Source organism: Pantoea sp. ICBG 1758, from assembly GCF_002928325.1.
Taxonomy (GTDB): Bacteria; Pseudomonadota; Gammaproteobacteria; order Enterobacterales; family Enterobacteriaceae; genus Pantoea; species Pantoea eucrina.
Genome location: NZ_POWL01000009.1, coordinates 37,086 through 59,131, shown reverse-complemented (window position 1 = coordinate 59,131; position 22,046 = coordinate 37,086). Strand labels below are relative to the sequence as shown.

The window sequence follows — 22,046 nt, the reverse complement described above, 5'->3', positions numbered from 1 at the left end:
TTCTGTTACCCGTTACCGCTTATTAATTGCCCTTCTTCTCTTCTTTAGCAATCAGTTTTGCGAGAAATTCCGGCATGTTGCGGATATTTTTCCCGGTGCGGTCGGATTCATTGCCGTAGCGTTCGCGGATCTGCAGCATGGTAAGCTGCGATTCATCCCCTGCGGCCAGCTTCCGGTCGAGCAGTTCAAAGTCGTGTGCGTCCATAAGTTCCAGCACTTCGCGTCCGGTTTCAATTTCCTGGCTGATAGCACGCGCCTCTTCAGGACCTTTTGCCCGCGCCATCTTTTCCTTCGCGCGCTTATCAAACTGATAGCGACGCTGTTTAACGGCATAGGCAACAGACGCCCGCTGCGAAACCATCTTTTTACCCAGCTCCACGTCCTCAAGGGTGTAGACCTGCGCGGACGGCAGAACGGAGCACGGAATAGGCTGGATGAAGTCGTACAGTGAGCTTTTGGTGTTTGATACGCTCACGTTGAGTTTGATATTACGCCCCAGCGCGAGGTCGTCACCGATGATAAGCATACCGTGCGCGCCGTAGCGGAACTTATCAACTTCCTGCTGATCTGCTGTATGACGCACGCTTACCTGGATATCGGTATAGGTGCTGGTACGGGCGCGGAACACGGTAGCAACCGGTGCAGCCTCAAAGTACTTACGTTCATCTTCCAGCGTCATGATTGCACCGAAAGCGTGGGTAATCTTCTTAAGCTTGCCGATCTGCTTTTCATAGCGCATCAGGATATCTTCACGCTTATGATTAGCGGTCGCTGTAGCGCGAAAACGGTCAATCTGAACGTATGCAGGATTAATCAGCAGTACTGGAACAGGCAGATAAAGGTTTGTGGTAATGGCGATACTGCGCTCTTTACGCTTTTCTTCTGCCAGGTCGGCAAAACTCTGCCATTCAGCCAGCAGGTGCTGGGCATGCTGAAACTGTGATGAATCGGTAAGAAGGCCAGCCGGACGGCACTCTTCACCCACCGCGTTAGTGTCAGAAAAGAATTTATTGTCCGTAATGAGAGTCAGCCAGTCATGTTGAACCTGCAGAAATTGTTTGTAGCGCTTTTCAAATTCTAGGTCGCTGAAGTTAGGCATAATAGTTATTCCAAAAATGTAATGAGCCAACAGTCTCTCTGGACTTAATGAGCGCGAATATAGACAGAAAAGGAAGGCATGTAAAATTGCAAATCCTTAGAATGGCAATAATAAGAATAGTCCGTAATCCTTAACTGTCGGATATATCTGCTGTACACGTCATTTAATAAGCTCGGGTTTCGTGCCGGTACTGCTACATCGCCCGCGATGTAACGCCCAAAGGTTTCAGATGATAACAGTTACCAGCCGCAATCAAAATTGAATGCCAAATGATCATATATGAAGGCATGCAGCCGATCACGAAGAAAACGCATGCTTTTCTAAAAATTTTCGATTTAGTTTACCCTCAGACCAGACATTGCGCGATTTTGGCCGGAATGGGAAACTTTAAATAATAAACATTATATAAAGTTTGGTGCCTTTCATGTATGCTTGATCAGTAGTTGGATGATCAAATGATCAGTTGGTGCAAATCGTGGCATTTTGTACAGATTCTGAGCGAAGCGGCAACGAACAATCGCCTGGCGTCGCTACGTGAAATCTGACGAACTCCACCCCTGCTGTTTTGATAGATTTTGCGTAGCGACGTCATGCTGTTTTTGAGGGAAATATATAGATGAAACATTTAGCGGAAATTAAAAGCAGTGTTATTCCGGCGGAATTAACCGTATTAACGCCGCAGGACGTTGCTAATAACCTGCGCCGCTTTATTGCCGACAAAGCCGCGTATTCTGAGAATACATTCCGCGACCTGCTTTCGGTGATCCGCCGCTGGGCGACGTGGTGCAACGCGCGCGGCCTGTCATATCTGCCAATCGATCCGGAGCTGGCCCGCATTTACTTTCTGTCTATGGCGGAAAGCGGGCTTGCATCGAGCACGATCGAAAAGCACTACGCCATGATGAACATGCTTTGCAAGCAGTGCGGCCTGCCGCAGCTGCTGCTGAATGTGGACGTGCAGCGCGCCATGAAGCGCATCAAGCGCGAGGCCGTGGTGGGCGGCGAGCGCACCGGGCAGGCCATACCGTTCCGGCTTTCGGATCTGCAGCTGCTGTCGCACCTCATGAGCCGGTCTGACAAACTCACCGATATGCGCAATCTGGCGTTCCTGTATCTGGCCTATAACACCCTGTGCCGTATGTCTGAACTGAGCCGCATCCGGGTGCGCGATCTGGATATCGACGTAAGTGGGCATGTAATTGTTAACCTGACCCACACCAAAACGATGGTGACTGCCGCCGGCGTGATAAAGCACCTGAGCAAATCTGCTGCTGGCCACCTGCTGCGCTGGCTGGACGTGTCCGGGCTGATTAACTGCCCTGATGCCGTGATATTCGGCCCCGTCCGCCACAACAATACGGCCGGCGTGTCGGAAAAGCCCATGAGCGCCCCGGCCACGGAGAAGATTTTCAAAGACGCCTGGGATCTGCTGGGGAAAGAGCCGGTAAAAGATAATAAAGGGCGCTACACAAAATGGTCCGGCCACAGCGCGCGCGTGGGCGCGGCGATGGACATGGCGGAGCGCGACGCGACCATCACGCAGATCATGCAGGAAGGTACCTGGCAAGACCCGAAAACCGTCATGCGATACCTCCGTCGCTCTGAAAGTCAGAAAGGGAAAATGTCGGGAATACTGGACGGAGAGTGATCTTTTAGGTTAATTAAATTCTAAAGAAATATAATTTGTAACCATAGTGCTTTTGTCGCACAATCCTGGCTGTCACGCACCTGCGAATAACGATGGCCACACAACAGATATTGCTGCACCGCACCTTTGACATAGACGCCCACCAGCTGAGCTTTACCGCCATTATGCGCGGCGGAGTTGCGCTGGTGGAGTTTGGTGTAAGCACCCTGTCAGAAGCAGCCCCGCTGCTGACCCTCGATAAGACCTACTGCGACCGACACAGCGCCTGCTTCTACGTTTCCAACATCACCGACCGCGCCGCAAATAAACTACTGGAGTATTACAGAAAGGAATTTGCCGGGTTTGTCGGGCTGGTGGACGACGCATTCAGCCAGCAGGGTAAACCCACGTTCAGCAGCCGCCAGCGGCTTTTTGCGGGGCAATAATGTCTGTTACCGGCAACGTCGTTAACTTCTTTGTCGCAGTGGCGACCGCACACGACGTCTCTAATCCTATCGGCACCTATTCCAACGGCTCCTACGTTGACTCCTGCACCGGGCATTACTGGGGCGAGGAGATATTCAGACACCCCAAAACTATTGCCACTCTGGCGAAGTACGGCGCGATTGAGTACACCCGCTGCCTGGACCGGGGCGAGACAATACGTTTTGAGGATCGGCGCGAAGTGCTGAGCGAGTTTGCCCGCGGGTACAGCGACGCTGAGGACGGCTTATGCACCGAGGAAGGGGCGATTGACTCCGCCGTTCCGCATGCCTACCTGTCAGGCGCGCAGCACTGCCGCAAGCGCATAAAGCTGGGCGGCATGGCCTACCGTCTGGATCAGGGGCGCGTGTGTCATGGCGTGGAGTGTGCTGATACGGGCGAGAAGTGGACGCAGGACTAAAGAAAAAGGGAGCCATCGCTGGCTCCCTTATTCCTTTGGTTTACTCATAACCATTGGACGTGGACTTCTGAAATAAACCACTGGCGAGGATAACAGAACTTTGAAGCATATTTTACCGAAACTTAAAATTTTTCGTGCGCGCTATCCGGAGACGGCAAAGGCTGTGCTGCTGCTGCTGAAAGAGGAGCGCACCGCGACGCGCCGGCGCTTTACGCGCGCCCTTCCCGGCACCGAAACGCACGTCATCCGGGGAACGCTGCTGGACCTGTGTAAAGTCGGCCTGGCTGAGCGCTCTATTGACGGCGAATACTCGCTGGCCATGCGCCCTTCTTTTGCCGTCAGCCTGACGCCTATGAGAATGGGAAAGATCGAACATGCCATTCTGATGCTGCTCAACGATCGTAAATTCATTACCGCCAACGATATGCGCAAAGAATTTGCCGTCAGTCATCCCCTGTTCCTGCAGTCAGCCAGAAAACTCATTGAGCGCGGGCTGGTGGAATACCGCGACGTTCCCGTTGAGGAAAACTCGCACCGCACCCGTCGCCACTACACCTTTAAAAACCCGGAGTAAGTCATGCCTGAAGTAAAGATTAAACGCCTCACCCCTGATGCCGTTCTGCCTTTCCGTGGCTCAAAAGGCGCTGCAGCGTGGGATATCACCGCGCTGGACGTAAAACTAAACGTTGTACAGACGCAGGGCGGCGCCCGCCAGCCGCGCGCGTGGTGGATCACTACCGGGCTGGCCGTGGAGATCCCCGAGGGCTACTGCATGAAGATTTACGCGCGTTCAGGGCTGGGTACCGCTAACTTCCTGCGCCCGTCCAACTGCGTGGCCATCATCGACAGCGACTACCGCGGCGAGATCAAGCTGCGCATGATTGCCGACGAAGGCGGTCTGGCCATCGAGCCGAAGGCGGGCATGGTCATTGCGCAGGCTGTGATTGAGAAGGTGGAGCCAGTCACCTGGACAGAAGTTGATGAACTGTCCGAAACCGACCGCGGCGACAACGGCTTTGGCTCCACCACCCCGGCGGAAACCGATCCGACGCCTACTGCCGACAGCACGCCGGCCGACGACAGCACCGCAACAGTTTCGCAGGAGCCAGCACCAATCGACGTGCCTGTAACGTCGCAGGATGCCCCTGCAGAGTCGTCGGATGCTGAGCCAGCTGAAGAGACCAAGACCACCACGACTACCAAGAAAACCACCAGCAAGTAAGGCCAGACCATGACCAAATATATTCTCAGCAGCAAAACGTCCATTGAGCTTAACGAGAAAGGCGAGATCAGCCCTGCCGATCTGGAAATCGCCCTGCTGGCCACGATGGGCTTTACGCCGCAGAACGTTGAAGGCGTTACCGTCTGGAGCCATGAAAATGACGATAAATCGTTCTGGCTGGCGCATGAGCAGTCGCTGCCGGCGCACGACGAAGAACGCGCTGCAGCGGTGAAAGCCATCAATGAGAAAACGGGCGCCCGCCTGCTGATGCCGTCAATGGATCACAGCTTAGCGCAGCACCTCATGAGCCAGCTGCCAATGAACGTAACCGGCGAGGCGTTTGTGTCGGGCTCCCTGACGGGCCAGTGGCGCGCGGAGACCGTTTCCCGCTTTAACCCGTATGACGTGCAGAGCCACGGCCTGCTGGTAAACAGGCAGCAGCACGTCAGCTGCGCGTCGCAGTCCCTGCCGCTGGCGGTTGCCCTGCTGTTCCTGCAGGTCCTGGGTGTGGGCCAGCGTGCCTGGGTGCTGTTCCCTGCCGGCGCGGACGCGCAGGGGCAGCTGGTCTACCTGACGCCGGATAACGAAAAGAACATGCTGCAGTTCGTGCCGGAGCTCGACCGTTACCGCATGGAAGGCTTGGATAAATATGCTGTAGTGGGTATGGATCAGGATCTGGTGCAGGAAGCGGTTGAAAAAGCGCAGCTGCTGCGCACTATCGCGCAGGGAAAGGCGAAAACTGACGCCCTGCAGCCCGACCCGGAGCTGGTGGCCACAGCGTCAGAGGCTGCGCCGGCGGCAGCGGAATAAGCCCCGGTAACGCCTGTCAGGCTATGCGCCAGGTGGTGCGGTGCTGGGTTTAAATATCTTTCTAAATTCTAAGGATTTGCTAATTTTACAAGGCAAATTTCTTACCCGTTGCCATTAGCTCTTACTCAAAAGCCCCGTTAAGGGGCTTTTTTATTGGCTCTAACTCACTCACTACAGCTTATGCACTGATTACAGTGAACGTTGCCGCCTGACCGCAGGCGGTGATCTTCCGCCCACAGCGTGTCACGCTCTTTCTCTGCGTCCACCAGCCACTGTGAGAGCATCATCAGGCCATTATGGTGCGCGTACCTGCTTCGACAAGTAGGAAATGCGCTGCTAGCTGTAAATTCTATTGTCTAATTTAATGCAAATGGTTTTGGGTCGATATACACTCAGTGTCTATACGGAGGTATAAATTATGACCACATATCGCATGCCTGCGCTTACAGCTGAAGAGATACGCAGCATCGGCGAAAAAGCCGTTGCGGATGTAGCCCGCCAGAGAATTACTACGACAAAAGTAGGAAAATCCGGTGCACATAAGCCGAGACGACACGCGCACCGCCATGCTAAAGGCGGCAAAGCGGTCATTTACCTGGCAACTAAAGTGCTGGCAAGCACAAGCGCTTCCGAAGTGCAAAAGGCACTTGCGGGTTCAGTCTTATCGCAGTCAGAAGGGCGGGACTTCTTCAAAGAAGCCTTTAACAAAGCCCGCAAAGGCTAAAAATAAAATTTTTTGGACGCCCCTTAGTTGGGGCGTTTTATTTTGTGGTGAGAAATGACAACGCAGCCAAAGAAATGGGTGTTCACTGAGCTCGTTAAAGATTCTAACGATCCCTTACAGTTGATAGCCTATGCAATGTATAAAGCCGACAAAGATGATCGCGCTAACCAATGCCGTACTCGTGGAATGACTGATGCTCAGGTTAATACAGAACTTGAAAGCTTTCATGATGGTATCGCCCATTCCGAACGCCAGCTAGATGATTACCGTGGCAAAGCGCGGAGAACTGTAGACCAACTGATTTTGACAGTTAGTGAGGGCGTTGGTCACGTTTATGATCAGCGGATATCAGCTATGGAAGCGTCCCATGAAGCAGAAATAAGAAAAAAATGGGTTGAATGGGGCGATAATGCTGCTGCATATAGCGCACATTTAACAAAGCCGCATTTAGCGAAGCGACTTGGTTACTGGTTCTTAGGTTGGATAGGAGGCGGTATTTCTGGTCTACTCGCTACAGTGGTCACAACCATTGTTCTGGTTGGCATTATTTCAATCGCAAAACCAGGCATTCGCGATACAGCCCGTGATGCGATGAAAAATGCTATAGATTCATTAATTCCTTCATCGCCAATACCGGGTGTAACTGATACAGGCAACACAAACGACCTAAAACAGCCCCAGTAAATGGCTGTTCTAGATCAGCTAATATCATTGAATAATAGTGATAAGTATCTTTATCCCAGTGCGTCATAGTGTCGATAAACATCGTTGCTGCTGCATAAGAATCGTCCTCAAACGCCACCGTTTCACTATTCACTATTCACTATAAACTGCACCCGTGTACCTCTGTTGTCATCACCAGCGGCATTAGGCGGCTGTGGCTCCGGCACATGGAATGACCGGGATGAATGGGGTAGGCAGGCGCGTGCAATCAGGAACGCCATTAACGCTAATTGAGATGAAAGGCTAACTCTGTTCGGGCATATTATTTTGAGCGATTGTAGACAGCTGGTGAATGACGGCCAGTGCGCGCAAGTAAAAAGCCCGCTCGATGCGGGCTGTTGAGTCAATGATTGTGTGCCGCTGCAGCTTCCAGCGCGCTGATCTTTCGCATGAAAGAATCGGCCTCTGACATATCCACGATCACCTCTCCGCAGGCCAGGCAATGACTCCCTTTCACATCCTCTACAATGTCATCCGGGTTGCCCGTATTCAGCTGGACGTCGCGCGTGTCGTAAACAAAAGCCTCTGCACCGCATGTCGGACATTTCATCGCTTACTCCTCTGTTGAGCCTGTCCACTAAGTATAGCTGACAGGCCTGAAACCTTGCGGCAGAAGGGTTGCGGGGTTATGCGGCATCGCTTACGGTACGGAGCGCTTTCTCTCTGCGCCGGCGCGCTATCTTCTGGCCAATTGGCTCAATGTAGCGGTAGCTGAGCCAGCCCACCAGCAGTGCCAGCAGGACGTTGCACACGAAGAACGTCATACCCTGATCCGTGAAGGATTTTGATAACCGATCTTTGGTCACGATATGGATCAGGTATACGGAGAAAGAGATATCCCCCAGGAATACCAGCCAGCGCGGCGTGATGCGTCCTAACCAGCTGTCATTGAACGCCACAGCGGCCAGCAGCAGCGCCAGCACGGTACCAGACGCCATCAGACCATGCCCGATATGCTGGTGGCTGATAATGTGCTGCACAAACAGGGCAACCGCTGCCAGCAGGAACGGCACACGGGTTGCCACCGGCAGGCGCGCCATGTACGGGTAAACCAGGCCAATCAGCACGCCCGCGGCAAACTGCCAGATAATCGGATTGGTCATCAGGTTCAGGTAGGCGTAACCCATATCGTAGCCATGCACCAGCAGCGTCGGCTGGTGGCCTGCTGCCATTGGTGCCGCCACCAGCGCCGCGCCCAGCATTGCGGCCAGCGCCACCCAGCGTGCGCGCACCAGCAGGCATACGGCCATCATCAGGTAAAACAGAAACTCATAGTTGAGCGTCCAGCGCACGTTCATAAACCCGCCGTCGTCCACGTAAAACGGCGCGTGCTGCGGCAGGTAGACGGAGAGCGTTGCCGCACTAATCAGCGCCTGAGTCTTATCCGCATAGTGGAACGTCGCCATAGCCCCGCTTAACAGGAAGTTGATCAGCAGCAGAATGAAATAGGCGGGCAGCAGGCGCAGCGCACGGCGTTTCAGGAAGTCACCCGCTGCCGCGAACCCTGTACCCATGCGCGACACGGAGAGCGTAATAACAAAGCCACTGAGGATGAAAAACAGATCCACGCCAATAGCGCCGGTTGAAAGCACTTTGGTTAACGCCGGATATTGCGTTTTGATCTGATAGCGAAAATGAAAAGTTACGACGGCAAGGCAGGCAAGCCCGCGCAGCGCCTGAATAGATTTGAGCTGTTGTGTCATGAGTCCGTATGAGGATTGTCTGATAAACGTAAAGGTGGCCGCATTCTAGGGATGCGATACACCAAGAGCAACCATAGAAAAGGCGCACTAAGCGCCTGATTTAATTGATATGGGTAACTATATCAAAGCCAATTTAATGCTCTGGATTAGCTACCACGTAAAAATGTGTCGCCGCATTTGCTGCAATACCACTGCCTTTCGTAATCTTCCCGCGCCCTGCGCCGGTTGTGCCGGTTCAGGTGAGCCACCAGCGCTGTAAACAACAACGAAAGAATAAAGCCCATGATTAACGAGATCATAAGCGTGGTTGCCGGTATGTAGAGAGCCAGCCAGGTAAACAGGAAGAATGAACCGACAAAAGCCATGCCTTCCAATCCTCCCCCGGTTGGTGCGTTCCGCGATGCGGCTACTGACTGGCGCGTTGATTTGCCCTGCCGCCTGCTGCCGCCCGATCCCCGATTTGAGATCCAGCCCGTGTGGCTCACGCTGCGCGTCTTTGAGGTTCCCTGCTCATAAACCGCCCTGCTCTTTTTGACGCTCCCTGATCCGCAGTGCGGGCATTTAATCCTGATTTCCATTTTTTACCATTCTGTATTGCTGTTATTGAAACACTGACACCAACCGGGTAGCTGGTGGTCAGTAAAAAGGTGTTAACGCCACTTTGGCAGACCGAGCTGGTCAAATTCCACGTAAAGCGGAATGCCTGTCGTGTGCCGATGCCCCACCAGCGACTCCCGGCGCACCGGGATTTCGTCATACTCCACGGCGGTTTTATAGAAGTGTGCCGCCTCTTTCGGATCTTCAAAGCACCAGCGGTACACGTAAGCGTCAGTGGGCGTGATCCCCATGCAGACGCTGAGCGTGTACAGCAGCTGCAGCAGCCCGCACCAGCTGCCGTCGGGTAGCTGGCGGGCGTGGAGTATATGGCATTTGGTGATAAGAAAATCGCGCACTTCACTTTCCGGCCAGCCCTCAAACGAGCACCAGCCGTACTGCCTTAGTCGTTCGTCCATCAGCGCACGAACGCCGGATTGTTGCTGGTGGCCAGCGCGGGCTTTTGGGACGGCTCACGCATGACATACACGGGAAACTCAATACTCGCTGCCTTATCGTAAAAAAGCGGCACTGTCCGTGCCTCTGCGCCACCAGCAGCGGCGATCTCCACGTTTCCTACTGGTTGCCCGTAAATATCATTAAAACGCTCTGCGAGCGCCTGAGCGACGCTGTAATACGCCGGGTCAAAATCGGTACTGCCGTCAGGTTGCGGCTCCATCTTGAAGCCGTGCGCCAGAAAAAGCTCCCTGATTTCCTGTTTGATCACTGATGTTCTAATCCTGTTGCTTTGCGTCGTCTGCCGCCTGACATACCGCATTAAGATGATGCTGAATCCACTCTGACAGCTTCATACCTTCCTGCCGTGCCTGATTGACATAGCGGGCTTTAATGTCAGGCGTAACGCGCATCTGAATCTGAGACGTCGCCGGGACGTCTCCCTTAACTGAGTTTAAAGCCCGTGGGTCGCGTGCTTTATCGGTCATGATTAACCTCTGTCAGTGGCTCCTTCAGCCGGAGCGTATTGTTTGTAAACGTCCAGGAAAGACTCTACACAAAATCCCAGGGCGCAATCCATTTCCTGCAAGGCCGTCAGTGCATCAAGCGGGGTTCCGTCGCACTCGTAGAGCGAGAACTCATACGGCAGGGTAAAGCGTGCTGCCGTGATGTTAACCATAAACGGTATATCGTACTGCTCGGCCTCTTCGCCCATGATCATCGTCCACTCAAACGCGAATTGATACTCGCCCTCACTGTCTATCATGGTGGCAGTGCCGCTTACTTCAGTGTCAGTGTGGCCTGTTACCACGATATCCTGTGGCTCCCACCAGTCCAGTTCATACATATTGCTGAGTACCAGCTTATTCGCAGGTGCAGTACCCGGACGCCAGCCGGACTTTAGGATGAAGTCATAGTGATCGCGGTATGTGAGATTGACCTCTTCAAAGGTGCAGTCATCGCCTATGTAACCAAAGCAGATGTTGTTACGCAGCCAGACGACGGTTGCCAGGTCTGTACAGCTGGAGGCCACCAGCTCGTAGTTGGTTTTGATATCCGTATACGCTTCAGCAGCGATAAAGCCAGGCTGGTGGCTCTGAGCAATCGCGCCGGTCAAAGTGTGGGACATATGCTGGATAGCAGCGGTAGAAGTCATTGGTGCGTGAGTCATGAAGAAGTTCCTTAAATGCCTGGTGCGCCAGGGCGACGACGCAACGTTGCGCCATGAGGTGTAATGTACAGACAAACCTTTTGCTTGTCAATACAATCAAAATGGATTATCTTGTTGTTAGTCCGGGCTGGCAGTCAGCAGCATGTGACCAGGTAATTAGGGGTGCGGGCATCAACGGATAGAGTCACCGCCGTTGACGGATGTCAACACGGAGAATAGAATACTATTATTCGGAGGAGAATGAAGAAACATCCGAACAAGCATATTCAAGCAGCCATTGATTATGCGTTAACGAAAGGCTGGGTTTGGGTTCCACCGGGCGATTCAGCTCACTGCTTTTGCAAGCTGCGCTGCGGTAATCCAGAAGATGAACACCGAGATCATCAAATGAGTGTGTGGTCTACTCCGCGAAGCCCGGAGAACCACGCGAAGCAAATCAGGCGCAAGGTCGATCACTGCACATGATTTTGCCCGGTAAAGAGTGGTTAACGCCGCTCTTTACCGAGTTACACACCCACGAAAAAGAAGAGGTACTATGGCGCTTTATAACTTCACTCTGACACTCTCAGGCGTAACGTATGAGACCGAAGGACTGGAAGATGCGCTGTTTGAAAGCGGCTGTGATGATGCGCTGATTTGCGCATATGGCCACGCCGTTTATCTGGAGTTTGACCGCGAAGCAGAATCCCTGCATGAAGCCATTATGTCAGCGGTTGAAAACGTTGAATCAGCCGGAATCGGCGCTGTAGTGGCGTCTGTCGATTCGGCGCTGGTGGGACTGAGCGACATTGCAGAGAACACCGAAATGTCACGCCAGGCAATCGCCATGCTCAAAGACGGCACGCGCGGCAACGGCAATTTCCCCTGCCCTGTCCAGCGCATAAAGGGTCAGTCTCCCCTTTGGGACTGGTCAGAAGTAGCCGCCTGGCTGGAAGAAAGCGGACGTGTGAAAGCAGGAAGTGATCTGGCTAAAAATGCGCGCACACTCAGCAAATGGAATCTGATACTGAGAACCGCAGCCTCAAGGGATTTTGAGGAAGTGGAATCTATGGCGCATATGCTGATAGAACGCCGCCGCAGCGCCTGATCATCAGAACCAAATAGCATTGCAACCCTAAAAAAATAAGAACAGGCTTCCCCCCATTGAACATCGCGCTCGCATGAAAACCCGTGCGGCTGGCCTGACAGCAGCCGCTGCTTAGCAATGCTTGTAGTGATCTTTGCCAGCTAAAAATCAAAGGCAGGCAACTCTTTGCCTAACCAGCCACAACCGTTGGTTATATAGCAATATAAAAATAAGTTAACCGTTATTTCCAATAACAACCAAAAAACACACCAACAATACAAAAAAGCTCATATAGGAACATTAGCATCCAATAAAATTTAATAACCAGTGGAAACTGGTATAGAAGATAAATTTTATAAATCATCGAATTATTAAGAATAGTGGTAAAAGTCCGTTTAACCATTTGTACTTAATTAAAACGGAGTGATAATATAAATTTGCACTCGTTAGGATTTTTTAATTTATTTTAGAAAGGGGTTTTAATGAGCAACAAATACGGTGATGGTACACCATGGAGTTCTGAGCGCGGCCCGTTACCCGGCCACGGAGAAACGCACAGCAATGCTGGTGACGGTGTAAACGGCGGTGTCAGTATTGGAGATAAAATAACATCAGTTAAAGCCGGCACATCCTATATGACCCCGTGGGGCCGTATCACTATCACTGATGGTTATGCCATGATGAATGGCATAAGAATGACCGCAACAAACTCTTCAATGGTTAAAGTTCCAGGCGACGGCTTTCATTATACGCGCGTCCTAAATGAACTTGCCCGTCGTACCCCTGCTCCTAACCAAGCGGCAGGAGGTAAACCATTAGCGCAGACGGTTGTTGAAAATTATCTGGCAGGTGGAAGCTGGTCCAGTAAAGGCCGATTAGATGAAGCATTGATCAATACAGCCATTGCAGACACTCTCAAAAATGTGCCTGATTACGAAATGCCTAACCAAAAGGTTACCCCCTCAACTCAAATTAATTCTTACAAACAACTCCGTGCCTCTTTTGATGCTTTGGCTTTCAGTGAGCAGCCTGCTGCACGCACGCAAATTGCCGAGGCATGGCAGACTGCATACAACGTTCAGCCAGAAAAAGTTACAGAGACTCGTGATAGCGGCGGCAGGAACGGCAACAGCCATACTGTACAGGTAAACAATCCAGTCAGGTACAAACTGAACAAAGTGCGCGGTGAGGTTTTGGCAGATCTGGATAAAGCAATTACACAAAACAAAGCCGCACAAACCACTGAAGCGATCAACAGCGCTGCAGGTCTTATCACTGATGTTGGTGAAAAGGTGAGTAGTTATGCCGGAGATAAGTACAAACAGGTAGCGGCTAGCATTGCCTCCAATGTGCGTAATTTTCAGGGCAAGAACATACGCGGATATGCTCAGGCTATGAATGCACTTAATCAGCTCAGAGCTAACCCGGCAATGCGATTTAATGCAGCAGATACGCAGGTTCTGGCGAATGCTTGGCAGCATGTCAACGCTGCAGATATGGCAAAAAAAATGGGTCGTCTTGCAAAAGCATTCAAGGTTGGCGACTTGGCTCAAAAAGTGCAGAAAGTGGCTGAAAAGAGCATGGAGGGTTATCGAACCGGCAACTGGGGACCATTAATGCTTGAAGTGGAATCCTGGGTGCTGGCCGGTATAGCTGGCAGTGTTGCGCTAAGTTTATTTTCGGCCATCGTTGCCACTTTTACCCTTTCTCTTCCTGTGACGGCAACTGTACTGACAGTTGCCGGTCTAATGCTGATTGCCTACCTGAGTTCACTTATTGACGATAAGGCAACTGCTGCTTTCAACAGCTACCTTATCTCTCGGGCGCAATAAGTAAAAATAAAAGGAGAGGTGATATTTACCTCTCCTTTATCATTTCAGCAATCCTTACTACAAAGAACAAAAGAGCCAGTGTAAACATATAGAAAATCGCATACAGGCTGACATAAAAAATGGTCAGTGAATAATCATTGTAAGAAAAAAGCCTTAAAAACCTTTTTGACTGATACAAATCAAAACTGGAGAACATAAAAAAGTAAAATGCACAAGACAGGAGAATACAGCAGGAAATAAATCCTTTCACCAGTTGCTTTGGATCTACCTTGCGAATCAAACTTCTTGGATTTAAAAATAAAACAAATACAATCACCGCCAAAAATGGCGCAGTTTTACAATAAACATCCATCGACTTACTTAGCAGGATGCTTTTTGAAGAAATGACAGCCGGTAAGTTTGCTGTTTTGTCATAGATAAAATGCAATAATAGTGAGTCATTATTAAGCAGCTGGCACAGTAAAAAAACCATGAGCGGCATCAGTGCCAGAATCAAAGAAAGGATAATCTTTTTCTCTTCACCTTTAGAAGAATGCATGTCTTTAAAACTTTCCATCAACACTCCTTTTTCTCAGCTTTATTTTTTCCATTAAATACCATTTACAACAAACACCTGCAGACTATGTAGCACATGCGTGTAAATGGTTCATCTTCATTTTACGCCCATGATTCAGCTCTATACCACCGGCTTTTTAAAACGGGCAATTCGCGCAGGGCGCTTTCAGGCGGAAGAATTTACGCAGGTTCATTGCCCGTTACTCACTAGCGCTGGTGGAGCGGTATACAGGTTTACGTTATAGCCCTCCTGCTGGTTGAGGCGTCTGCATAGAGGCCATGCTCTAAGGTAAAGCCCTGTCGCATGCATGTTGCTTATTTCATGTTTTTCAGTAGCTGCCAGTGGCTTTGCAGTCAGTGCGGCCAGCGCGATCTCCTCCCCCAGAGTTTTAAGCATTGAAAACATATGAGGTGGAAACTCAATACGCTCCTCACGGTCGGACAGAAAGCGGATCAGCGGCTCCACCAGCTCAGCCGGCACAACCGGCATCGGATAATGTTTTACTCCCTGGCTCATTGAATATTCCCTTTCGCTGCTGTAATACCCTGTGGAGTTAGCTCCACTTCGTAGTAGCGTGTCATGTCTGTGGGTTTGGTCTTGAAGCGGATAAGCCCGCTGCGCATCAGCGGTGCGAGACTGCGGCAATTAACATCATCACGGTTCCCGGTCGCAACGTCATAGCGAACTTCAATGCCATAGCCCTTGTCGCCCCGCATCATGTAGCGGGTTCCGTTGCGCATTCTGCGCAGAGTAAATAGCTGTGCTCTGCTTACCGGCATCTACATACCCTCCATGCGCTTAAATCGGACACCAGCGCTATGATCATTATTCATCAGCCTGTTCGTTCACTTGAGGTTTGAAAGCGTCAATAACTTTGTTAGCGGCTTTAGCGATCGCTTTGAACTGTGCGGCGCTGATGGTGGCACCCGGTTGCTGATTGCCAATTTCGGACAGGATCGCGCCGATAAGCGCCGGCTGTGACAAAACAGGGGGTTTAGTGGCACTGGTCATATCATTTAGTCCAATGGTTAATTTCGGACTAAATGATATAATATTCTAAGGAAAGTTTAAATTTTTCATTAACCAATGGGGTGCTTTGCACAAGTCCCACCAGCGCCGCATGATGGCGGCTGGCTGGTGAGTTTCGCAGGATGGAGTCAGTGAGAAAGCTTGCTTTTGATCATTTCAGCATCAAAAGCACGCAACATTGCAGGCAAACGGAGCGAAATAAACAAACCGACAAGCGAAAAAACAGCGAAGAAAAGCATCATTGCCATGTATAAAATATCAGCCATATCCCTATAAATCCCGGTTGTTAATTGAGTGCGCTAATAAAATATGCACTTTCAGTTTTTTCTGATTGTATGCACATCCTAAAGGGTGATCAACATTTGATCGGCTGCTGCAATGAATAAATACGGGGTAACATAGTGGCTGATTATTTTTAACCTAAATTATTGTAATTCCAGGGTTTAAATCACCCTATTTTATTTTTACTACCGGTAACTCTTCCCATCGCGTGAGATAGCGCGGTGAGAGCATTTCCCGCTTCATCTGGTAGGCCGGATTCACGCCCTGACCTGCCAGAAAAAGCGTGCCACGCTGGTAGCTGTTCAGTTTGTCCATAACAGCCATCAGCTTATCGCTGCCAGGGCGCGGCGGCGCTTCATCAAACAGGTTAAGCTGCTGCTCAGAGCCGCAGAACTCTCCCAGCATCACGCCTGCCTTTGCATACTGGTAGCCATCGCGCCAGATAGCCCGCAGGCCGCGAACGGCGGCATCAATCAGATCGCGTGTGTCCTGTGTGGCCGTGGTAAACGAATGGCTGGCGCCGCGCGAGTAATACGGGTAGTTCGGATCGTGTTTACTGGTCTGGATGAATACCGTGATATTCCGGCAGTACTGCTTTTCACGCCGCAGCTTTTCGCCGGCGCTGGTGGCAAAGAAACAAACAGCGTTGCTCACTTCGTCCAGGCTGGTTAGGCGCTTGCCAAAGGACCGGCTCACCACGATTTGCTGTTTCGTGGGCGGGTTCTCCTCGAGCTCAAAGCAGCGTTCGCCGCGCAGCTCTCTTACCGTGCGCTCCAGCATCACATTAAACGTTTTGCGGATCGTGGTTGTGTCAGCGCGGGCAAGGTCGAGCATCGTCTTGATGTTCATCATGCGCAGCCTGGCGGCTATCCGGCTCCCTACTCCCCACGTTTCGGACACGTCCAGCAGCGACAGCAGCTTGTCACGCCGCGCCGGGTCGGTCAGCACTACCACGCCGCCTGTTTTCGGCCAGGTCTTTGCTGCGTGCGTGGCAACCTTACAGAGCGTCTTGGTTTCCGCTATCCCCACGCCACACTTCATCGTGGTGTGCTGGGTGACGGTCCGGCGGATCTCCTCTCCAAACGCCTGATAGTCCACCAGCTTTGACATGCCATCCAGAGAGCCAAATACCTCGTCGATTGAGTATGCTTCCAGGTTAGGAACATGCTCACCCACAATGGAATGGAAGCGCTTACTGAATGCGTCGTACAGCGTGTAGTTGCTACTGAATACCACCACGCCATAGCGCCGGATTGTGTCGCGGATTTTAAACAGCGGATCACCCCGCTTCAGTCCGGCGTTTTTTGCCTCTTTGTTCAGCGCGGCTATGCACCCGTCATTGTTCGTCGCCACAACCACCGGGCGCCCGTACAGGTCCGGTCTGAATGCCAGCTCGGCGGACACGTAGAACGCGTTAACGTCACTGTGAAGAAACATTGTCAGTACTGTGGATCACGTAAGTGACCACGCCCCATATTTCCAGTGACTCCGGCTCAACCGGGATCGGCTTATAGCGCGGGTTCATCGCCAGCAGCATCGGCTCCGGCTTCAGCTGCAGCTTTTTTACCGTAAATTCTCCGTCCACTGAGGCAATCACAATCTGTCCGTCTGCTGCCGTGCGCGACTTGTCCACCACCAGCAGATCGCCGTCAAAAATACCGGCATCAATCATCGACTCACCCTGGCAGCGGACAAAATAGGTCGCCGTTTTAGCCCGCACGCAGTACTCATTCAGATCTAGCGGCGTATCTTCGTAGCCTATTGCCGGCGACGGAAAACCTGCTGCCACCTTCTCCAGAAACTGTAAATACGCCTGTCGTGGCGCGGTGTGTGCCGGTTTGGCTATCAGTTCTAATCGCATCATATCCACCTCCTTTTGCCTGTATAAAAATACAGTATAAGATTACGCACACGGAATTGACCAGTGGGCGATTTCAGGTAGAATTAAACAAAGTCTAAAAAATTAAGAATTACCTTATGATTAATTTGGGTTTAAAGAAGATTGAACTGGATAAATGGCGCGGGTACTGGAGAGCAAAAGGATTCCGGGATTCACGCGTGAAAGAGCAGCCATTACGCATAGATCGCGGTGATTATCACATCGCATTTGAGAAAAAGCAGTGGGTGTCATATGACGACAGAGGGAACAAACTAAAATCTAACGAAATGCTTTACCCTCTTCTGAAAACAATTTCCTGAACCCATACAAAAAGCCGCACATAGCGGCTTTTTTATTGGTGGCATAACCTGGCAGCGCTGAATGAGTGTATGAAAGGTGTAGCAATACTCAGTATCCTTGTGAGCATTAAGGGCTGGAGCATCGGGATAGACAGGAGTTATGGAAAGAGTAGGAACGGAACCAGAACAAAGACAAGCCCTATGGATAATGTTGCAAAATTAAGACTTACAAGAAAGCAACTTAAGTTAATGATTAATATACATAAAAAAATATAGTATGCTAAAGCGTAAACGAATAAGACGCGCAAGATCTTTCATTTGATACTTAGTATGTGTAATGCTTATCTCGCTGGTGACGTCTTGCTTATAAATAGCCACAAAAAAACCGCCCGTAGGCGGTTTTGATGAATCCAGAAAACTGTTCTCAGGCATTTTTCCAGAAAGGCGAAAACCGTTCTCAGGCGATTTTCACCACTGCAGATTTGCTTGAAACAGCAAACACAAGCAGAAGCATTCATGGCCAGTATACGGTTTAGTATTATGGTTGCAACGTGTAAACGCTGAAAATTTTTCGCGCACTTTTGCGAAAAAGTGACTTTTGGAGTTTTGCTGTTTTTTGAAAATCAGATTTTTTTAAAAAAATTAGCTGGCATTCGTAAAAGGCAATCTATTGGCCCCGTTGTGTGGCAATATCAACACCAACATAAACAGCAGGATAGTTACTCAGACTTTTCGGCATCATGCTGTCCTATCAACCAGACCAAGCACAAGCAGAAGCATTCAATTCTCTTGCGCGGCGAGCCGAAAGCCACTGGTCGAATCGTAAGGCTACAAGCATGGGACGCAACGCACTTGTTGTGTCACTGCTGATGGCATTACTGAACACCTATAGCGGCGGTGAGGGTATGAGCATCAATACCACCATCAATGCTCCGGTGACAGTGATCCACAGTAAGTGATAGTAAGCCGCCTTCGGGCGGCTTTTTTGTTTGTGGCTTATGTGCGCTGGTGGGATGCCATTTTTGCCAGCAATGTAAGATTTGCCCTCATGTTGCTGGTTTCATGGCAAACGTTAGTCTATTCATGGTAGCCCACTCAGTTAGCAGGCAAATGTTCGTCTATTCATGGTAAACAGGCTCAACCTGTACATATTGCGAACATATTTGGTGGCTGCGCGCCCCTCTACCACGAAACCAGCAACCTTCACCATGAATAGACTAACGATGTTTGCAAACATGACAGCCACCAGCGGCAGGGCCGATTGTGGGAAGTGTAGAAATTGCCCTCACACCTAAACGGCCAATCGCTGCCGTGTTGCTGGTTTCATGGCAGGCGTCAGCCGTTGCCATGAATAGACTAACAGTGTTTATAAACATGATGGGATCGAGTGCCAGGCTGAAAAGTGTTTATAAACATGCTGGCGTGAGTGAAAGCCGACCTACACCGGGGCGATGTACCGTGCATGATCAGCGTCCATCATGTTTGCAAACACGCTCGGCATGTTTATATACATTTTCCGTCAGATAGCTGGTGGCTACCATGCTTGCAAACATCGTTAGTCTATTCATGGCAGCGTTAGTCTGTTCATGGCAACTGTTAGTCTGTTCATGGCAAACCATGACAATCAGTATACAAAGCACTCAATTTCAGGAATTAGTGCCGATTTCTCCATGAATAGACTAACGATATGTATGTGTTAGCCAGCTTTTACCATGAATAGACTAATGTTTTCGTGATTACTACCGGTACCACTGGAAGGCTCAGGGCTTAGAAGTGGTAAATTTGTTAGTCTGTGCATGGTAAAGCGGCTATTTTTGAACCAGCTATTAGTCTATTCATGGTGGCGTTAGTCTAAACCGCCGGTTGTTTATACATTGTGAGTAAATAACACTCATTACCATGAATAGACTAACGTTGCAGTGAGCTACACCGCAGTTGCCATGAACAGACTAACACTCAATTCAATTGAGGTCTTAAGCCTGGTTTGCGTGAGTGAATCAGGAAAAATACCGTCCCGTTTTTTTTCACTTCGCTGTATGTCAAATACCCAATCTTCTCCAGCTCTTTCATAGCATTTCGTACTGCAAGGTTCTGCGCACTAAGGCTGGATCTTAGATTGAGACGTTCACGTAGCCTCGGTAACGACAGCTGTAATGCACTGTTTGGCATGCTTTCGATGTAGACATATAACGCTTGTGCTGACTCTTTTCGAGGTAATGCCTGAATAGCTTTAAGCTGCAACAAAACCTTGTGATCATAGCTATAAAGCTCCCATAGGCGCGAGTCACCTTCCAAACTAATGGTGTCACTCTTTATGTCATAGGTAGCGTATTGAAGCAGGTGTGTGATCGTAACCTTACTTCCGTCTTTATTTTTGAAAGAAACCACTAAAGAGGACAGGCGCACCAGAGAATCAAAGAATCTGTCTCTCGAACGCTGATTTATATCGTCAACAGCTATGCCGGTTAACTTGGCAAATTCGGTGAAAGGCAGGGTAATTCGGTTGCTACTTTTGCCATGCTTTGAGAACGCACGAATAACGCCGATCCATGTTTTAAAATCCGTGCTCATATCGAGACGGCTTCCACGGATAGAAATATCCGTATAACCCTCTGATTTGGCAAGCTCTAAAGTGCCCAATTCTTGAGTAGCATCGACAGACACATACCCACGCGAAGGCAACCTTTTGGAACCAGGAACGAAAATCCCTAAGCGCATGAGAGCAATAGGCTGAACTGTTTTGTTATCCGTTGGCGTAAGAGTATAACTTTCCCCATTATCGCCACCTTCAACACATAGAGCATCAGATATAGTTATGATTTCATTATCTTTTTGCATGATATCATTCTGCCACTGTGAAATGTGAGTAATATGGTTCGCTACCATGAATAGACTAACAACCTACCATGAATAGACTAACATTTGCCATGAATAGACTAACGTTTACCATGAATAGACTAACATTTACCATGAATAGACTAACGCAAAAAGCTGTTTTTATATTTAAAATCATTGCCTTATAACGGCGGTGATCTTCTTTGATCTATCTTTGATCTACTAATGATCTATTTTTAGGATCTATTCAGTGGATAAGTGGATAACTCATGAGGCTAAACAGTTATCCACACTCCAGCACCCTATGCCGCTCTCACATCTCACTACCAATCGCGTGTATCACCGCCTCAGCGATGTTCTGCAGCGTTTTCTTTACCATATTCCCCGTGGAACACATGAACCGCAGATCGCAGCTGTAAGCGACGTACAAGCACTCTGGTAGCCTGCCCGCAGAAATCTTAAATCTCCCACTGGATAATTCCATAACGCTTTACAACATCATTTAAGTGATCAAAAATCTAAGGAAAATTTTAGATTAGGTCACACATGGAAGCGTCACAGTATCAGGCAGCACGGGAAAAACAGGCCAGAATGTTGCAGCGCCAGCGCGAAAAACAAGCAGCCAAGCAGGCCGATCCGGAGTACCGCCAGCAGCAGTATGATAAACAGCAGGCCAGCGCCAACAGGATGCTCGCCAAGCAGATAGAGCGCCGGAATTCGCCGGAGTGGAAAGCAGAGCAAAAAGCCAAAGCAGCAAAACGCACTGTAAGCGCCTTTGAGCGCATGAAAGAGAAAAAGCCTGCACGGATAGCAGCAAAGCGGCAAACGCGCGCCGGCGCGTCAGGAAAAGGACTTAAAGGGCGCACGCCCACGGCAGCAGAGCGCGTGGTTATGGATGCGTTAGGCAAACTGCCCTGCATTGCCTGCCTTCAGCACGGAAAGGAATCACCGCTAATCAGCCTGCATCACATTGACGGTCGCACCAAACCTGGCGCACACCTGCTGCAGATCCCCCTTTGCGACTATCATCACCAGCTTGCCGCGCCGGCACACATTCGCGCAGAGTTCCCCTGGCTGGTGCCGGTACACGCGGATGGGAAAACAGGCGGTAAAACAAATTTCGTTGGTTTGAATGGAAGTGAAAGACAACTCATGGAAAAAGCATATAAAATAGCTGACATTTTTCATCTTATGCCGCTATAAAATTTTTTAGATTCAAATAAGATTGCAATATT

Annotated in this window: 30 protein-coding genes; 14 read left to right on the top strand and 16 right to left on the bottom strand. The window is 50.2% G+C overall.

Going from position 1 to position 22,046, the window contains the following annotated elements; all coding sequences use genetic code 11:
- Nucleotides 1-22 precede the first annotated feature (22 nt).
- Nucleotides 23-1,099: a hypothetical protein gene (locus C1Y41_RS18980; RefSeq protein WP_104086126.1), complete on the bottom strand. Its 1,077-nt coding sequence runs from the start codon at nucleotides 1,097-1,099 to the stop codon at nucleotides 23-25.
- Nucleotides 1,100-1,715: 616 nt separating this feature from the next.
- Here C1Y41_RS18980 and C1Y41_RS18975 point away from each other — a divergent pair.
- From C1Y41_RS18975 to C1Y41_RS18940, 8 genes are all read left to right on the top strand, one after another.
- Nucleotides 1,716-2,747: a tyrosine-type recombinase/integrase gene (locus C1Y41_RS18975; protein ID WP_104086125.1), complete on the top strand. Its 1,032-nt coding sequence runs from the start codon at nucleotides 1,716-1,718 to the stop codon at nucleotides 2,745-2,747.
- A gap of 92 nt (nucleotides 2,748-2,839) precedes the next feature.
- The gene (locus C1Y41_RS18970) at nucleotides 2,840-3,172 is read left to right on the top strand and encodes a hypothetical protein (RefSeq protein WP_104086124.1); all 333 of its coding nucleotides are present in this window, start codon (nucleotides 2,840-2,842) and stop codon (nucleotides 3,170-3,172) included.
- Nucleotides 3,172-3,630: a hypothetical protein gene (locus C1Y41_RS18965; protein WP_104086123.1), complete on the top strand. Its 459-nt coding sequence runs from the start codon at nucleotides 3,172-3,174 to the stop codon at nucleotides 3,628-3,630. Before C1Y41_RS18970 ends, C1Y41_RS18965 begins: the two co-directional genes overlap by 1 nt.
- 100 nt (nucleotides 3,631-3,730) lie before the next feature.
- Nucleotides 3,731-4,204: a helix-turn-helix domain-containing protein gene (locus C1Y41_RS18960; protein WP_104086122.1), complete on the top strand. Its 474-nt coding sequence runs from the start codon at nucleotides 3,731-3,733 to the stop codon at nucleotides 4,202-4,204.
- 3 nt (nucleotides 4,205-4,207) lie between these two features.
- Nucleotides 4,208-4,852 (top strand): dUTP diphosphatase, encoded by a 645-nt coding sequence (locus C1Y41_RS18955; protein WP_104086121.1) that lies wholly within the window; start codon nucleotides 4,208-4,210, stop codon nucleotides 4,850-4,852.
- 9 nt (nucleotides 4,853-4,861) lie between these two features.
- A complete protein-coding gene (locus tag C1Y41_RS18950) occupies nucleotides 4,862-5,662 on the top strand; it encodes a hypothetical protein (RefSeq protein WP_104086120.1) in 801 nt (266 codons plus the stop codon).
- Nucleotides 5,663-6,080: 418 nt separating this feature from the next.
- Entirely contained in the window at nucleotides 6,081-6,386 is a 306-nt protein-coding gene (locus tag C1Y41_RS18945) for a hypothetical protein (protein ID WP_104086119.1), read from the top strand.
- A 54-nt stretch (nucleotides 6,387-6,440) separates the two neighbouring features.
- The gene (locus C1Y41_RS18940) at nucleotides 6,441-7,070 is read left to right on the top strand and encodes a hypothetical protein (RefSeq protein ID WP_104086118.1); all 630 of its coding nucleotides are present in this window, start codon (nucleotides 6,441-6,443) and stop codon (nucleotides 7,068-7,070) included.
- A 382-nt stretch (nucleotides 7,071-7,452) separates the two neighbouring features.
- On the opposite strand, the gene C1Y41_RS18935 is transcribed toward C1Y41_RS18940, so the two are convergent.
- The 3 genes from C1Y41_RS18935 to C1Y41_RS18925 all read right to left on the bottom strand — a co-directional run bounded on the left by C1Y41_RS18935 (nucleotide 7,453) and on the right by C1Y41_RS18925 (nucleotide 9,177).
- Nucleotides 7,453-7,659 (bottom strand): type II toxin-antitoxin system MqsA family antitoxin, encoded by a 207-nt coding sequence (locus C1Y41_RS18935; RefSeq protein ID WP_104086117.1) that lies wholly within the window; start codon nucleotides 7,657-7,659, stop codon nucleotides 7,453-7,455.
- A 76-nt stretch (nucleotides 7,660-7,735) separates the two neighbouring features.
- Nucleotides 7,736-8,812: an acyltransferase gene (locus C1Y41_RS18930; RefSeq protein ID WP_104086116.1), complete on the bottom strand. Its 1,077-nt coding sequence runs from the start codon at nucleotides 8,810-8,812 to the stop codon at nucleotides 7,736-7,738.
- A 146-nt stretch (nucleotides 8,813-8,958) separates the two neighbouring features.
- A complete protein-coding gene (locus C1Y41_RS18925) occupies nucleotides 8,959-9,177 on the bottom strand; it encodes a hypothetical protein (RefSeq protein WP_104086115.1) in 219 nt (72 codons plus the stop codon).
- Here C1Y41_RS18925 and C1Y41_RS20055 point away from each other — a divergent pair.
- Nucleotides 9,176-9,328: a hypothetical protein gene (locus C1Y41_RS20055; RefSeq protein WP_158249878.1), complete on the top strand. Its 153-nt coding sequence runs from the start codon at nucleotides 9,176-9,178 to the stop codon at nucleotides 9,326-9,328. The genes C1Y41_RS18925 and C1Y41_RS20055 overlap by 2 nt on opposite strands.
- Nucleotides 9,329-9,462: 134 nt before the next feature.
- On the opposite strand, the gene C1Y41_RS18920 is transcribed toward C1Y41_RS20055, so the two are convergent.
- Genes C1Y41_RS18920 through C1Y41_RS18905 form a run of 4 tightly spaced genes read right to left on the bottom strand, consistent with a single transcriptional unit; the run spans nucleotide 9,463 to nucleotide 11,033 of the window.
- The gene (locus C1Y41_RS18920; RefSeq protein WP_146065243.1) at nucleotides 9,463-9,825 is read right to left on the bottom strand and encodes a hypothetical protein; all 363 of its coding nucleotides are present in this window, start codon (nucleotides 9,823-9,825) and stop codon (nucleotides 9,463-9,465) included.
- A complete protein-coding gene (locus tag C1Y41_RS18915; RefSeq protein WP_104086113.1) occupies nucleotides 9,825-10,133 on the bottom strand; it encodes a hypothetical protein in 309 nt (102 codons plus the stop codon). Before C1Y41_RS18915 ends, C1Y41_RS18920 begins: the two co-directional genes overlap by 1 nt.
- A 7-nt stretch (nucleotides 10,134-10,140) precedes the next feature.
- Entirely contained in the window at nucleotides 10,141-10,350 is a 210-nt protein-coding gene (locus tag C1Y41_RS18910) for a hypothetical protein (protein ID WP_104086112.1), read from the bottom strand.
- Nucleotides 10,351-10,352: 2 nt separating this feature from the next.
- Nucleotides 10,353-11,033: a hypothetical protein gene (locus C1Y41_RS18905; protein WP_104086111.1), complete on the bottom strand. Its 681-nt coding sequence runs from the start codon at nucleotides 11,031-11,033 to the stop codon at nucleotides 10,353-10,355.
- Between the two features lie 240 nt (nucleotides 11,034-11,273).
- Here C1Y41_RS18905 and C1Y41_RS20310 point away from each other — a divergent pair, with 240 nt between their 5' ends.
- The 3 genes from C1Y41_RS20310 (at nucleotide 11,274) to C1Y41_RS18890 (ending at nucleotide 13,931) form a co-directional block, all read left to right on the top strand.
- The gene (locus C1Y41_RS20310) at nucleotides 11,274-11,498 is read left to right on the top strand and encodes a hypothetical protein (protein ID WP_104086110.1); all 225 of its coding nucleotides are present in this window, start codon (nucleotides 11,274-11,276) and stop codon (nucleotides 11,496-11,498) included.
- Nucleotides 11,499-11,568: 70 nt separating this feature from the next.
- Complete coding sequence (locus C1Y41_RS18895) at nucleotides 11,569-12,120, top strand: AlpA family transcriptional regulator (RefSeq protein ID WP_104086109.1); 552 nt, start codon at nucleotides 11,569-11,571, stop codon at nucleotides 12,118-12,120.
- Between the two features lie 461 nt (nucleotides 12,121-12,581).
- Nucleotides 12,582-13,931, top strand: coding sequence for a colicin-like pore-forming protein (locus tag C1Y41_RS18890; protein WP_104086108.1), 1,350 nt, complete (start codon nucleotides 12,582-12,584; stop codon nucleotides 13,929-13,931).
- Nucleotides 13,932-13,956: 25 nt separating this feature from the next.
- On the opposite strand, the gene cui is transcribed toward C1Y41_RS18890, so the two are convergent.
- The 7 genes from cui to C1Y41_RS18860 all read right to left on the bottom strand — a co-directional run bounded on the left by cui (nucleotide 13,957) and on the right by C1Y41_RS18860 (nucleotide 17,659).
- A complete protein-coding gene (gene cui, locus C1Y41_RS18885) occupies nucleotides 13,957-14,487 on the bottom strand; it encodes a colicin immunity protein Cui (protein ID WP_104086107.1) in 531 nt (176 codons plus the stop codon).
- 189 nt (nucleotides 14,488-14,676) lie between these two features.
- On the bottom strand, nucleotides 14,677-15,003 hold the full coding sequence (locus C1Y41_RS18880) for a hypothetical protein (RefSeq protein WP_104086106.1): 327 nt from the start codon (nucleotides 15,001-15,003) through the stop codon (nucleotides 14,677-14,679).
- On the bottom strand, nucleotides 15,000-15,266 hold the full coding sequence (locus C1Y41_RS18875) for a hypothetical protein (RefSeq protein ID WP_104086105.1): 267 nt from the start codon (nucleotides 15,264-15,266) through the stop codon (nucleotides 15,000-15,002). Before C1Y41_RS18875 ends, C1Y41_RS18880 begins: the two co-directional genes overlap by 4 nt.
- Nucleotides 15,267-15,312: 46 nt before the next feature.
- The gene (locus tag C1Y41_RS18870) at nucleotides 15,313-15,498 is read right to left on the bottom strand and encodes a hypothetical protein (protein ID WP_104086104.1); all 186 of its coding nucleotides are present in this window, start codon (nucleotides 15,496-15,498) and stop codon (nucleotides 15,313-15,315) included.
- A gap of 146 nt (nucleotides 15,499-15,644) precedes the next feature.
- A complete protein-coding gene (locus C1Y41_RS20050; protein ID WP_158249877.1) occupies nucleotides 15,645-15,782 on the bottom strand; it encodes a hypothetical protein in 138 nt (45 codons plus the stop codon).
- Between the two features lie 187 nt (nucleotides 15,783-15,969).
- Nucleotides 15,970-17,235: a translesion error-prone DNA polymerase V subunit UmuC gene (gene umuC, locus C1Y41_RS18865; RefSeq protein WP_104086103.1), complete on the bottom strand. Its 1,266-nt coding sequence runs from the start codon at nucleotides 17,233-17,235 to the stop codon at nucleotides 15,970-15,972.
- Nucleotides 17,219-17,659 (bottom strand): LexA family transcriptional regulator, encoded by a 441-nt coding sequence (locus C1Y41_RS18860; RefSeq protein WP_104086153.1) that lies wholly within the window; start codon nucleotides 17,657-17,659, stop codon nucleotides 17,219-17,221. Before C1Y41_RS18860 ends, umuC begins: the two co-directional genes overlap by 17 nt.
- A gap of 1,153 nt (nucleotides 17,660-18,812) precedes the next feature.
- Between C1Y41_RS18860 and C1Y41_RS20375 the strand changes: the two genes are divergently transcribed.
- The gene (locus C1Y41_RS20375; protein ID WP_255402234.1) at nucleotides 18,813-18,935 is read left to right on the top strand and encodes a hypothetical protein; all 123 of its coding nucleotides are present in this window, start codon (nucleotides 18,813-18,815) and stop codon (nucleotides 18,933-18,935) included.
- A gap of 997 nt (nucleotides 18,936-19,932) precedes the next feature.
- Here C1Y41_RS20375 and C1Y41_RS18845 read toward each other — a convergent pair.
- Complete coding sequence (locus tag C1Y41_RS18845) at nucleotides 19,933-20,814, bottom strand: RepB family plasmid replication initiator protein (protein ID WP_104086100.1); 882 nt, start codon at nucleotides 20,812-20,814, stop codon at nucleotides 19,933-19,935.
- A gap of 591 nt (nucleotides 20,815-21,405) precedes the next feature.
- Between C1Y41_RS18845 and C1Y41_RS18840 the strand changes: the two genes are divergently transcribed.
- Nucleotides 21,406-22,014, top strand: a complete 609-nt coding sequence (locus C1Y41_RS18840; protein WP_369826843.1) for a Ref family recombination enhancement nuclease — start codon at nucleotides 21,406-21,408, stop codon at nucleotides 22,012-22,014.
- The last annotated feature ends 32 nt before the right edge of the window (nucleotides 22,015-22,046 follow it).